This is a genomic window from Corynebacterium sp. CMW7794 (assembly GCF_001563605.1).
GTDB classification, from domain to species: domain Bacteria; phylum Actinomycetota; class Actinomycetes; order Mycobacteriales; family Mycobacteriaceae; genus Corynebacterium; species Corynebacterium phoceense.
This window is the reverse complement of record NZ_KQ961759.1, coordinates 26063-38821: the sequence shown is the minus strand read 5'-3', so window position 1 is coordinate 38821 and position 12759 is coordinate 26063. Positions and strand designations below refer to the sequence as shown.

Genomic DNA, 12759 nt, shown 5'->3' with positions numbered 1-12759 from the left:
GCTGTCTGGGAAGCGAGCCCGGCGTGCTCCCCGGGATGATGACCTTGTAAGACCAATCCGGGGCGCCATCCTTCCACGCGGCGGCGAGAACGTAGATGCCGAGCGTCTCGATGTCCGCTGCCTGCGGCGAAGAACAGTAGTAGACGTCGTTGTTGTCGTCGCGCTGGCAAGGCCGGTCACGGCCCAAAAAGGAACGTCGGTACATGATTTTTATTTAAGCCCGATCGGACACTACCCATAAGTCTGAAACGAGCATTCACACGAAAAGGTAGGCTAGCCCGCATGAAAGAAGTAGAACCGAAGGACGTGCCGCAAGGCGCGCAGCTTATCGATGTCCGCGAAAACGACGAGTGGAACCAGGTCCATGCCGCGGGTGCCACCCACATTCCGATGGGCGAGGTGCCGCAGCGCTACGCAGAGATCGATCCAGACAAGGACATCTACGTCATTTGCGCGGCAGGCGGCCGCTCGGCGCAGGTGGCGGAGTACCTCGAGCAGGCGCTCGGCTGGGACGCAATCAACGTCGCAGGCGGCACGAATGCTTGGGTTAGCCAGGGTCTGCCTACGGAGTAGCGCCGCCGAATAATTGGCTTCAACCCATCATTTGGGCTTAGTATGGTGGTATGTCTTCCACGAAAACCCACCCGATTCCTACCGCTCTGCTGGAGTCCCCGTCGTTTCAGCTCGAGCGCCTTCGCCGCCGCGTCCGCGATATGGTCGAGGCTCAGCTGAATTCGCAGGAGACGACTCTGCGCGAATTTTGGGTACTCACGTGCCTCGTCGAGGAGTCCGCGGCGAGCCAGTCTCACCTGTCTGACACGCTGGCTATCGACGCCTCGGACATGGTGCGCCTCATCGACGCCCTCGAGCAACGTGGCTGGGCCAAGCGCGAGCGCGACCCCCGCGATCGCCGCCGCCAAATCGTCGCCTCCACGAAGAAGGGCACGAAGGCCCACGGCCAGCTCGCAGAGCTCGTCACGGCTGCCGAGGACGAGGCGCTCGACGCCTCCACAAATAAGCAGCTCAAGCACCTGCGCAAGCTCGCGACCTCCATCATCTCGGCGGGGGAGGACGATTCCTAAATGGAGCCGCGCCACGCGTTGCCCGAAGATCCCCGTGATGAGCACCAGCCCGGAGCGGGGATTATTCATGTGCCCGAGTCCTATCTCCTGCGCGAGGAGGCCGCCCCGCCCCGCACGCTCGTCGACATCGTCCGCACCACGGCTGGGCTCTACCCCGACGCCGCAGCCATTGATGACGGCGAGGTCCTCACCTACGCCGAATTGCTTGCCGATGCCACCGCCTGGGCCGCCGAACTTTCGGCCCAGGGGATTGGGCGCGGCCATCGCATCGGCGTGCGCATGACCTCGGGTAGGAAGGAACTCTACCTCGCGATTTTGGCGACGCTCTTCGCGGGCGCCGCCTACGTGCCTGTCGACGCAGACGATCCGGACGAGCGCGCCGAGATGGTCTTCGGCGAGGCCGCCATTGACGGCATCTTCACCGACGAGGGCTTCCGTCGTTTAACTCCGGACGCGCACGCGGCCGGCGAGCCGCGCCCTGAGGATGACGCGTGGATCATCTTCACCTCGGGCTCGACGGGCAAGCCGAAGGGCGTGGCTGTGAGCCACCGCTCCGCCGCCGCGTTCGTGGACGCTGAGGCTTCGATTTTTCTAGCGGACCACCCTGGTGGTCCCCTAGGACCAGATGACCGCGTGCTTGCGGGCCTGTCCGTCGCCTTCGACGCGAGCTGTGAGGAAATGTGGCTCGCATGGGGCCACGGCGGCTGCCTTGTCCCGGCGCCACGCTCGCTCGTGCGCTCCGGCATGGATCTCGGCCCCTGGCTCATCCGCCGCGACATCACGGTGGTCTCCACCGTCCCGACCCTCGCGGGTCTGTGGCCCGCAGAGGCCCTCGACCACGTGCGCCTGCTCATCGTCGGCGGCGAAGCCTGTTCGCAAGAGCTCGTCGACCGCCTGGCGACCGAGGACCGCGAGATGTGGAATACCTACGGCCCCACGGAGGCCACCGTCGTGTCCTCGGCGGCGAGGCTCCTGCCTGGCCAGCCAGTGGGCATCGGGAAGCCTTTGCGCGGCTGGGACCTGGCGGTCGTGGATACCGAGGGGTTTCCCGTACAGATGGGCCAGGTGGGCGAGCTCGTCATCGCCGGCGTGGGTCTTGCGCGCTACCTCGACCCGGTCAAGGACGCCGAAAAGTACGCGCCGCTCGAGTCCATGGCGTGGGAGCGCGCATACCGCTCGGGCGACCACGTGCGCCTCGAAGAGGACGGCTTGTACTTCGTGGGTCGCGTCGACGACCAGGTGAAGATCGGCGGCCGCCGCATCGAGCTCGGCGAGGTCGAGGCCAACGTCGCGGCCCTGCCGAATGTCTACAACTCGGCCGTCGCGGTGCAGTCCACGGCTGGCGGCGAGAAGGTCCTCGTGGGCTATGTCTCGCTCGATGACCCGGACGCCGGCTTCGATGAGAACGCTGCGCGCGAGCGCCTCGCCGAATCCATGCCCGCCGCCCTCGTCCCGCGCCTGTGCGTCATGGACGAGCTGCCCGTGCGCACCTCCGGCAAGGTCGACAAAAAGGCGCTGCCGTGGCCGCTACCTGGCGTGGGCGTCGAGGCCGTGGGCCTCACCGACACCGAGGCGTGGCTCGCGCAGCTCTTCGTCGAGGTCCTCGGCGTTTCCGTCGAGGACGCGAACGCGGACTTCTTCACGCTGGGCGGCACGTCGCTCGCCGCGGCCACCCTCGTGGGCCGCATTCGCGACCGCTACCCCACCACGTCCGTGCGTGACCTCTACGATCACCCGCGTCTGGGCGCGCTCGCCGAGCTTATCGATGCCACCTCTCCGTCCGCCTCGTCCGTGACGCGCCAGCGTCACGTCGCGCGGGTGAGGTGGACCACGCGCCTCATTCAGTTCCTGGTGCAGATTCCCGTCATGACGCTCGCCGCGAGCTCGTGGCTCGCGTGGCTGCTGCTCGGTTCGAATCTGGCGGTCCTCGCCGGCATCGAGTGGGCCGTATGGTCGCCGTGGTGGCTCGTCATCGCCTTGGTGCTGGTCTTCGCCACACCGCTCGGGCGCATTCCGCTGGGCGGCTTCGGCGCGCGACTCATCACGAGCGGCATTCAGCCTGGCGAGTACCCGCGCGGCGGCTCGGTGCACCTACGCATCTGGGCGGCGGAACGCTGGGCCGACGCGTCCGGTTCGCGGTCCATCGCGGGTGCGACGTGGGTCAATAACTACGCGCGCACCCTCGGCGTGAAGATCGGCCACGGCGTCGATCTCCACTCGCTGCCGCCGGTCACGGGCCTGCTTACCATCGGCGCGCACGCGTCCATCGAGCCGGAGGTCGATCTCTCCGGCTACTGGCTCGACGGCGACATTTTGCGCGTGGGTGCCATCGAGGTAGGCAAGAACGCCCGCGTCGGCGCGCGCTCCACGCTGCTGCCTGGCACGCGCATTGGCAACGATGCCCACATCGAGGCCGGATCCACCGTGACGGGCGCGAAGAAGGTCAAGTCTGGCCAACGCTGGTCCGGTTCGCCCGCGGCAAAGGTAGGCCGCTCCAAGCACCGCTTCCCTGATGAGCACCCGCGCCGCCGCAGCCACTGGGTCGCCATCTATGGCGTCACCTCGTTCCTGCTCGCGCTGCAGCCGCTCATGGCGCTTGCCGTGGGTGCCGCCGCGACCGTGGCGCTCATCCAGCTCACCGGCGGCAACCCCTACGTGGGCGGACTGCTCTTCGCACCCGTCGGCGCCCTGGCCGCCTTCGCGTTCTTCATGGCACAAACGTGGCTGGGCGTGCGCTTCCTGCAGCTGGGACTCAAGCCCGGCGTGGCGCCGGTGCGCTCGGCGGCTGGCTGGCGCGCCTGGGGCATCGAAAGGCTCATGGATGAAGCCCGCACGACGCTCTTCCCGCTCTACGCCTCCCAGCTCACGCCGGGCTGGCTGCGCTCGCTCGGCGCACGCATTGGCCGCGACGCTGAAATTTCCACCGCCGTCATGATTCCGAAGCTCACCGAGGTCAAGGACGGCGCGTTCCTCGCGGATGACACGCTCGTGGGCGGTTACGAGCTCGGCGGCGGCTGGCTGCTCACCGGCGAGACTAAGGTGGGCAAGCGCTCGTTTGTGGGCAACTCCGGCATCACGGGCCCCGGCCGCAAGCTGGGCAAGAATTCGCTCGTGGCCGTACTCTCTTCGACGCCGAAGAAGTCCAAAGCCGGTTCCAACTGGTGGGGCTCCCCGCCGGAGCGCATGCGCCGCGTCGAGGCGCACGTCGACGGCGGCGAGGCCCTCACCTATAGCCCGGGCCTGGGCGTCAAGATCGCGCGCGGCGCGGTAGAAACCCTCCGTCTCCTCGCGCCGATGACCTCCGCGATGCTGCTCGCCGCAGTCCTCGGCGGCCTCCTGTGGCTGCTCGACGCCTATGGCCTGGCGGTTGCGTGGCTCGTCTCTGGCCTGCTGCTCATGGCCGCCGGCGCGGTGGGCGTGGCCATCACCGTGGCCGTGAAGTGGATCTGCGTCGGCCGCCACGTGCCGGGCGACCACCCACTGTGGTCCTCGTTCGTGTGGCTCAACGAGCTCCAGGACGCCTTCGTCGAATCCGTCGCCGCCCCCTGGTTCTTCCAGCACGCGGGCGGCACGGGCTCGATGAATATGGCGCTGCGCGCACTCGGCGTGCGCATCGGCCGCGGCGCATGGATCGAGTCCTACTGGTTCCCGGAGACCGACCTCATCACGGTGGGCGACGGCGCCTCCGTGGGCCCCGGAACGGTGGTTCAAACCCATCTCTTCCAGGACCGCGTCATGAGCCTCGACACCGTCACCCTCGGCGCCGGTGCGACGCTCGCGGCGCACTCGGTGGCGCTGCCGGCGGCATCGGTAGGCCGTAGCGCGACGGTGGGTCCCGGCTCGCTTGTCATGCGCGGCGACCGCGTCCCCGCGGGCACCGTGTGGCAGGGCAATCCCATCGAACCGTGGGAGTAATACCCTTGTGACCTTCGCCACCTAACGGTACGATTTCTTCCAAAATCGTACCGTTATTTTTATCAAGGCAGGTCTCTATGCTCCCCCTCACCGGCATCACCGTCGTCCACCTCGGCGGGATTGGCCCCGGCCCGTTTGCCGCAATGATTCTCGCAGACATGGGCGCGCGCGTCATCCGCGTCGTGCGCCCCGGCAATCCGGCGGACATCGTCCCGCATGGCGTTCTCTACCGCGGCCAGGAAACCCTTGAGGCCAACCTCAAGGACCCCGATGATGTCGCCCGCGTTCTCGACCTCATCACCGACGCCCAGCTCCTCATCGAGGGCTTCCGCCCCAGCGTCGCGGAGCGTCTCGGCCTCGGGCCTTCCGATGCCGCCTCCCGCAACCCCGCGCTCGTCTACGGCCGCATGACGGGCTGGGGCCAGGACGGACCGCTCGCGCAAACAGCCGGGCACGATATCAACTACATCGCCATCTCCGGCGCACTCGGCGCTATCGCCGCGCCCGACGGACGCCCCGTGCCGCCGCTGAACTTCATGGGCGACTTCGGCGGCGGCTCGATGTACCTCGTCTCCGGCCTCCTCGCCGCCCTCGTGCACGCACAGACCACCGGTGAGGGCGCCGTGGTGGACGCCAACATTGTGGACGGCGCGGCCTCCTTGACGGCAATGCTCCACGCCTTTAGGAATGCCGGCCAGTGGGGCCCAACCGGCACGAACGTGCTCGACGGCGGCGCGCCGTTCTACACCGTGTACAAGACGTCCGACGGGAAGTGGATGTCTGTAGGCGCCATCGAGCCGCAGTTCTACGCCGAACTACTACGGCTCCTCGACCTCACGAACGAACTAGCAGGGATTGACCAGAACGACCAAGCCGAGTGGCCACGCGTGGCCCAGCGCTTCGCCGAGGTCTTCGTCACGAAGACCCAGGCCGAGTGGGTAAAGATTTTCCGCGGCACCGATGCGTGCGTCGCCGAAGTCGTCTCCCCTGACGACGTACTCGACCATCCCCATCTGGCCGCCCGCGGCACCTACCGCCCCACGAGCGACGGGATGGAGCCCGCGCCCGCGCCGCGGATTTCTCCCTTGGCTTAAAACGCGAGAAGGCGGCGCCTTCCTTCCGGAAAGCGCCGCCGTGAAGCACCGTACCGCGTACTACTTAAAGAGCTGGGAAGTACGGAATCTTCTGGCCCTGGATGGTGCCGCGGCCGACGAGGGTGTTGTACACGGTGCCCCAGAAGGCCACGGAAATAGCCACGCCGAGGACCGAGGAGATGACGTAGCCGGCGGTGGAGGAACCGGTATTGGCAGCAGTAGCAGAGCCGGATGCTGCAGCGTCAGAAGACTCAGCGAGGGCGACCGGAGCAGCGACAGCGCCGCTGGTGGCCAGAGCAACGGAGGTGGCAGCAGCGATAACGCCGCGGGTGAGCTTAGAGGACATAATATTTCCTTGGGTTAAGGGGAGATACGGACGTTTTCGATTCTAAAACATTATCGCTAGGCCGCGTGTGGTTTAAGCAACAAATTTTCTAAATTGTCCGTTACATCAACGTGAACGACATGAAATAAATGAAAACAATCCGCATATGTCAAGCATCGCCCCCTCGGCACTCACCTGCATATGCAAAAAGAGCCGCTTCCAAAAGGAAGAGGCTCTTCGTTGCGTTTACCGCAGGCGCGGAATCCAGCTAAGCGTGACTAGTCGCCGATTTGGTCGCGGCCGCGCTTAACGATGTGCTCGTCCGGCTCGCCGACCACGGAGTGGTCCTTGTTCGTGTACTCGAACTTGGAGAGCACGTAGCGCATGGCGTTAATGCGGGCGCGCTTCTTGTCATTCGACTTAATGGTGATCCACGGAGACTCGTCGGTATCCGTGTAGCGGAACTGCTCTTCCTTGGCGCGAGTGTAGTCGTCCCACTTGTCGAGGGACGCGAGGTCCATCGGTGACAGCTTCCACTGGCGCACCGGGTCAATCTGGCGAATCGCGAAGCGGGTGCGCTGCTCCTTGCGGGTCACGGAGAACCACAGCTTGGTGAGCGAAATACCCGAACCCAGAATCATGTTCTCGAGCATCGGCACCTCGCGAAGGAACTCCGCGTGCTGCGACTCGGTGCAGAAACCCATGACGCGCTCGACGCCGGAGCGGTTGTACCAGGAGCGGTCAAAGAAGACGATCTCGCCGCCGGCCGGGAAGTGCTGGATGTAGCGCTGGAAGTACCACGAGGTGGACTCACGCGGCGACGGCTTCTCAAGCGCCACCGTGCGTGCGCCACGCGGATTGAGGTGTTCGTTGAAACGCTTAATGGTGCCGCCCTTGCCAGCAGCGTCGCGACCCTCAAAAATAATGATGTGGCGCTGGCCAGTTTCCTTGGTCCAGTTCTGCCACTTCAGCAGCTCAATCTGCAGGGCGCGCTTCGTCACCTCGTACTCGTCACGCGTCATGCGCTCCCCATACGGGTAGTTCTCGCGCCACGTCTCCACCGGAGAGCCATCCGGCATGATGAGCGAGGGATCATCCTCGTCAGAGTCGTCAACGACGTAGCCGTCGGTCTGTGCAAGGTCAATCTCGGGAAGCTCGTCGTCTTTAATATCAGCCATGCATGACATTTTACTCCTAAAATCGCCCTAAAGTGCCCGCATGGGAGGTGAACCCCCGGTGAAATTCACCCCTCCCCGCCCCCACTGCGCAGACCCGCCAAAAAGACGAAAACTGCAAAAGCCCGCGCACACAGCGCGGGCAGCAGTTAGTCGCTCGAGGCGAAATCTACTACTGGGTCAGACCGATGAGGTCAGAGACGTTGCCAGCCATGTCAGCGAGCTGCTTCAGCAGAAGAAGCAGCTGGCCGGTCCAGGTACCTTCGGCAGAAAGCTTGAAGAACTCCATGTGATTACTCCTTTAAGGGTTGTGAAAGTTAGGTACACGGGCGCATGCTCACGCCCGCAAGGTTGAATTAGGCCTCAGACTTGGAGGACAGGCCCTCGAAGACGCCGGAGGTCTTCTCGGTCAGGGCGTCGGAACTATTGATCATGGTGTTCATGTTGCCAGCGAACTTCGCAAAGCCAGTGAACAGGTCGTGAATAGCCTTGCCGAAGGTGGAGAAGTTGTCCAGCTGCTCGGTGACGAAAGAGAGATCCATGTGTGTCTCCTTTAGATGTACCCAACTACAGGAGTCGGGGATGTGAATAAACGGTTTTTACGACATCCCGCAGTGGATGTCACGAGGATTATTGTGGCACATTTTGCTGACGCGTCAAACGGAAATTCTGATGCAATTCTCCCATCCATACGTCGCCTAAATCACACCGTACACTTTCTCACTCACCACACAGACAACACTAAGAAACGCCCCCACCTGCACGAATATAAAATACCGCCAATTTAGTCATTCTTTTTTTGGCAGCCCCCCGTAACACCCACCACACTGTGTCCGATTTAATCGGACCGCAACCTTAAATTTGGTTAACCCGGTGTTAACCTTCAGCGAGTGAACGGGGGTGTCTAATGGGGGTAAACTTCGCCGCGGCAGCGGCTTTGGAGCGGGCTGAGTCGGCGTTCCCGCATGCTTTCGACGGCAATGAGGACACGACTGTGCAACACGGCGTGTCGTTCCAAATGTTACGGATGTTACTCAAGTAAAGCCGTCACGTGCCGCGAGAAGCCGGAGGCGCTGTGCACGCTGCGGCCGCCTGAGGGCCAGGCACGCGTACAGAACTAGCGCGGCCCCAAACGCGCAAAAGCGCCCGCCGCGCTCCTCTTTACAAGTAAGGAGTACGGCGGGCGCGTGGAGACGCGAGGGGCGGGGCTTAGAAGCCCATGCCGCCCATCTCGTCAGCGCCAGGAGCGGCCGGTGCGGCCGGCTCCGGCTTGTCAGCAACGACAGCCTCAGTGGTGAGGAAGAGCGCGGCGATGGATGCAGCGTTCTGCAGCGCAGAGCGGGTGACCTTGACTGGGTCGTTGATGCCCGCGGCCATGAGGTCCACGTACTCGCCGGTGGCGGCGTTGAGGCCTTCGCCAGCCTTAAGGTTGGCGACCTTGTCAGCCACGACGCCCGGCTCGAAGCCAGCGTTCAACGCAATCTGCTTAAGCGGTGCGGACAGTGCCTCGCGGACGATCTTCACGCCAGTGGCCTCGTCGCCCTTGAGATCAGACAGGGAGTCCAGAGCCTTGGCAGCCTGCAGGAGGGCGACGCCACCGCCGGCGACAATGCCCTCTTCGACGGCAGCCTTCGCGTTGCGGACGGCGTCCTCAATGCGGTGCTTGCGCTCGGTGAGCTCGACCTCGGTAGCAGCGCCGACCTTGAGGACGGCCACGCCGCCGGAGAGCTTAGCCAGGCGCTCCTGGAGCTTCTCACGGTCGTAGTCAGAGTCAGAGTTGTCGATCTCGGCACGGATCTGCTTGATGCGGCCGTCGATCTGCTCCTGGGAGCCGGCGCCCTGAACGATGGTGGTGTCGTCCTTGGTGACGACGACCTTGCGGGCCTGGCCGAGGAACTCGAGCTCGGCGGTCTCGAGGGAGAGGCCGACCTCCTCGGAGATGACCTGGCCGCCGGTGAGGATAGCCATGTCCTGCAGGGTGGCCTTGCGGCGGTCGCCGAAGCCCGGTGCCTTCACGGCAACGGACTTGAAGGTGCCGCGAATCTTGTTGACGACGAGGGTGGACAGGGCCTCGCCCTCGACGTCCTCAGCGATGATGAGCAGCGGCTTGCCGGTCTGCATGACCTTCTCGAGGACCGGGACGAGGTCCTTGATGTTGGAGATCTTGGAGGAGACCAGAAGGATGTACGGATCCTCGAGGACGGCCTCCTGACGCTCCATGTCAGTGGCGAAGTAGCCGGAGATGTAGCCCTTGTCGAAGCGCATACCCTCGGTAACCTCAAGGTCGACGCCGAAGGTGTTGGACTCCTCGACAGTGATGACGGAGTCCTTGTTCACGGAGCCGTTGCCCACGGTGTACATAGCCTCGGCGATCTTCTCGCCAATGGCCGGGTCAGCGGCGGAGATGCCAGCGGTCGTGGCGATCTGCTCCTGGGTCTCGACCTCCGTGGCGGAAGAGAGCAAGGCGTCAACGACGGCCTTGGTGGCGGTCTCGATGCCGCGCTTGATGCCCATCGGGTTGGAGCCGGCGGCTACGTTGCGCAGGCCCTCGCGGACGAGCGCCTGAGCCAGGACGGTAGCGGTGGTGGTGCCGTCGCCTGCGACGTCATCCGTCTTCTTGGCAACTTCCTTGACGAGCTCGGCGCCGATCTTCTCGTACGGATCCTCGAGCTCGATCTCGCGCGCGATGGACACGCCGTCGTTCGTAATGGTCGGGGCGCCCCAGGACTTCTCCAGGACGACGTTGCGGCCCTTGGGGCCGAGCGTGACCTTGACAGCGTCGGCCAGCGTGTTGAGGCCACGCTCGAGGCCGCGACGCGCCTCTTCGTCAAAGGCAATGATCTTTGCCATGTCTTTTTAACTCCTTGATTGGTGTCTTTTGTCTATGTGGTTGAAAGAAGACGACACTCAAGCGTCCCACCCTTCAAAGAGGCCCGCGACGGCGCGGCTGGCGAGTGTAAACCAACCTCAACTTCAAAGGTGCACGTTCTTAGCACTGACCATTCTCGAGTGCTAGCGACCATTCTGGCACTCGCCCGCACCGAGTGCAAGAAATGACGCGCATGCCCTGAGAGATCGCGAAAGGCCCGCCGGGAACCGGCGAGCCTGGAGCAAAGGGGGCATCGGAAAGCTAGGCGCGAGCCTTGCGGCGAGTCCACCAGTAGGTGAAGGCCACGGCCGCAATGAAGGCGATGATGCCCAGGATATCGGCGTAGGTTCCGCCGGAGAAGAACTCGAGCGGGGACGCGCCGCCGTCCGCCGCGATGAGGCCGGCGTTGACGACGCCGAAGAGGGACTCACCGACGATGAGGCCGGTGGCGAGCAGCGTGCCCAGGCGCTTCTTAGCCTCGGCGCTCTCCTGCTTGGCGGCCCAGTTGTCGTAGAACGTACCGAGGATGGCGCCGATCGGGATGATGATCGTGAGCGAGGCCGGCAGGTACATGCCCATGCCGACGGCGAGCGGCGAGAGGGAGTACTTATCCGTGGTCTTGCGCAAAACCTCGTCGATAACGATGAGGACCGCGCCGATGCCCATGCCGAGGAAGATGAGGTTCCAGTCCAGCGTGCTGTCGAAGATGCCCGAGGCGACCGAGGACATAAGCGCAGCCTGCGGGGCGGCGAGTGCGTCCTCGCCGGCGCCCTCCATGCCCTGGAAGCCGAATCCGGTGAGCATGACCTGAAGGATGGGCGGAATGACGACGGAGCCGAAGAGGACACCGATAATGAGGGCGACCTGCTGCTTCCAGGGCGTCGCGCCCACGAGCTGGCCGGTCTTCAAGTCCTGGAGGTTATCGTTCGAAATCGTGGCGATGCCGAAGATAATGGCCGCCGAGAAGAGCGTGTAGGCCACGAGCGAGAGCGGGTTCGCGTCCACGCCGCGCATGACGGCGGCGATGATGAGCGAGACCGCGACGACGGCGATGATGCCGATGGAGGAAATCGGCGAGTTCGACGCGCCGATGAGGCCGGCCATGTAACCGCAGACGGAGGCGATGACGAGACCGAGGACGAGCGTGAACAGCACGGAAACCGCGATGAGCACGAAGGCGTGCTCGTGAATATCGGTCTGCGAGAGGAAGTCCCACAACAGCAGGCCGATGGGCAGCATAAGGACCACGATGGTGGTGGCCACGTACGGGAACGGAATGTCGCGCTCCGTGACGTCCACGGCGTTGCCCGCCTTGCGGCTGCGCGAGGAAGCCAGGGACTGGGAGATGCCTTTGGCGATGGGGCCAGTGATCTTGATGAGCGTCCACACGGCAGCAATCGCCATGGTGCCGACACCGATGAAGCGGATCTCGCCGGAGAAGACCTCGTCGACGATGTCTGCCATCGCGGCGACGTCCGAGATATCGCCCGCGGTGCGGATGGGCAGCAGGATAATAAAGGAGATGAACACGCCCACGAGCATGGCGATACCGACAGGCAGGCCGACCAAGTGGCCCACGCCGATAAGCGCCATGGACAGGCTCGTACCAAGCGTCGTCGCGCCCGCGCCGAGCTTGAAGTAGCCCGCGACGGAGGACGAGATAGCCTTCATCGCGGCGAGCAGGGACATCGCGGCGGAGATGACGCCGCCCACGAGGATGACGCGCAGGCCCTTGGCGTTTTCCTCTCCTGCTTTGTCCGTGACGCCGTTTGCGCTGTCACCGTCGCCGACTTTAAGGACCTCGGCCGCAGCGACGCCCTCCGGATAGGGCAGGTCCGAGCCGGTAACGAGCGCGCGGCGCAGCGGGATGGAGTACATGACGCCGAGGATGCCGCCGATGGCACACACCGCGGCCGTCTCGAAGAAGCTGAATCCCGTCCAGTAGCCGACCATGACGAGGCCGGGGAGGACAAAGATGATGGCGGACAACGTACCGGCAGCAGACGCGATGGTCTGCACGATGTTGTTTTCCTTGATGTTGTGCCCCTTGAACTTGCGGAGCACGGCCATGGAGATGACGGCGGCGGGAATCGACGTCGCGAACGTGAGGCCCACTTTGAGGCCGAGGTAGACGTTGGCGGCGGTAAACACGAGGGTAATAAGCCCGCCGATGATGACGCCGCGCAGCGTCAATTCCGGCAACGATGCAGGCTTTTTCGCGGTCCCGGCGGGGGCTACTGGTGTGCCCATGCGAGGTCCTTTCTTTTCAAGATAAAATTCAACCTATCGAATGGTAGTC

At 64.2% G+C, this 12759-nt stretch carries 9 protein-coding genes; 4 read left to right on the top strand and 5 right to left on the bottom strand.

What is annotated here, in order from left to right; translation table 11 throughout:
- The first annotated feature begins 282 nt into the window (after positions 1-282).
- The 4 genes from HMPREF3227_RS09215 (at position 283) to HMPREF3227_RS09200 (ending at position 6091) form a co-directional block, all read left to right on the top strand.
- Positions 283-573, top strand: coding sequence for a rhodanese-like domain-containing protein (locus HMPREF3227_RS09215; protein WP_066492914.1), 291 nt, complete (start codon positions 283-285; stop codon positions 571-573).
- A 50-nt stretch (positions 574-623) separates the two neighbouring features.
- Positions 624-1082, top strand: a complete 459-nt coding sequence (locus HMPREF3227_RS09210) for a MarR family winged helix-turn-helix transcriptional regulator (RefSeq protein ID WP_066512420.1) — start codon at positions 624-626, stop codon at positions 1080-1082.
- Positions 1083-4997, top strand: coding sequence for a Pls/PosA family non-ribosomal peptide synthetase (locus tag HMPREF3227_RS09205; RefSeq protein WP_082750322.1), 3915 nt, complete (start codon positions 1083-1085; stop codon positions 4995-4997). It abuts the gene before it with no gap.
- A 77-nt stretch (positions 4998-5074) separates the two neighbouring features.
- A complete protein-coding gene (locus HMPREF3227_RS09200; RefSeq protein ID WP_066512418.1) occupies positions 5075-6091 on the top strand; it encodes a CaiB/BaiF CoA transferase family protein in 1017 nt (338 codons plus the stop codon).
- Between the two features lie 64 nt (positions 6092-6155).
- On the opposite strand, the gene HMPREF3227_RS09195 is transcribed toward HMPREF3227_RS09200, so the two are convergent.
- The 5 genes from HMPREF3227_RS09195 to HMPREF3227_RS09175 form a co-directional block, all read right to left on the bottom strand.
- Entirely contained in the window at positions 6156-6437 is a 282-nt protein-coding gene (locus tag HMPREF3227_RS09195; protein ID WP_066492908.1) for a hypothetical protein, read from the bottom strand.
- 257 nt (positions 6438-6694) lie between these two features.
- Positions 6695-7594, bottom strand: a complete 900-nt coding sequence (gene ppk2, locus HMPREF3227_RS09190) for a polyphosphate kinase 2 (RefSeq protein ID WP_066512415.1) — start codon at positions 7592-7594, stop codon at positions 6695-6697.
- A 353-nt stretch (positions 7595-7947) separates the two neighbouring features.
- Positions 7948-8133, bottom strand: a complete 186-nt coding sequence (locus HMPREF3227_RS09185) for a PorH family porin (RefSeq protein WP_066512412.1) — start codon at positions 8131-8133, stop codon at positions 7948-7950.
- 667 nt (positions 8134-8800) lie between these two features.
- Positions 8801-10441, bottom strand: coding sequence for a chaperonin GroEL (gene groL / locus HMPREF3227_RS09180; RefSeq protein WP_066512408.1), 1641 nt, complete (start codon positions 10439-10441; stop codon positions 8801-8803).
- Between the two features lie 280 nt (positions 10442-10721).
- Positions 10722-12710, bottom strand: a complete 1989-nt coding sequence (locus HMPREF3227_RS09175) for an OPT family oligopeptide transporter (protein ID WP_066492902.1) — start codon at positions 12708-12710, stop codon at positions 10722-10724.
- Between the last annotated feature and the right edge of the window lie 49 nt (positions 12711-12759).

Excerpts from the sequence above, each read along its gene's own strand:
- HMPREF3227_RS09210 (WP_066512420.1), top strand. The coding sequence starts at position 624 with ATGTCTTCCACGAAAACCCACCCGATTCCTACCGCTCTGCTGGAGTCC.
- HMPREF3227_RS09200 (WP_066512418.1), top strand. The coding sequence starts at position 5,075 with ATGCTCCCCCTCACCGGCATCACCGTCGTCCACCTCGGCGGGATTGGC.
- HMPREF3227_RS09175 (WP_066492902.1), bottom strand. The coding sequence starts at position 12,710 with ATGGGCACACCAGTAGCCCCCGCCGGGACCGCGAAAAAGCCTGCATCG.
- ppk2 (WP_066512415.1), bottom strand. The coding sequence starts at position 7,594 with ATGGCTGATATTAAAGACGACGAGCTTCCCGAGATTGACCTTGCACAG.
- HMPREF3227_RS09185 (WP_066512412.1), bottom strand. The coding sequence starts at position 8,133 with ATGGATCTCTCTTTCGTCACCGAGCAGCTGGACAACTTCTCCACCTTC.
- HMPREF3227_RS09205 (WP_082750322.1), top strand. The coding sequence starts at position 1,083 with ATGGAGCCGCGCCACGCGTTGCCCGAAGATCCCCGTGATGAGCACCAG.
- groL (WP_066512408.1), bottom strand. The coding sequence starts at position 10,441 with ATGGCAAAGATCATTGCCTTTGACGAAGAGGCGCGTCGCGGCCTCGAG.
- HMPREF3227_RS09215 (WP_066492914.1), top strand. The coding sequence starts at position 283 with ATGAAAGAAGTAGAACCGAAGGACGTGCCGCAAGGCGCGCAGCTTATC.
- HMPREF3227_RS09195 (WP_066492908.1), bottom strand. The coding sequence starts at position 6,437 with ATGTCCTCTAAGCTCACCCGCGGCGTTATCGCTGCTGCCACCTCCGTT.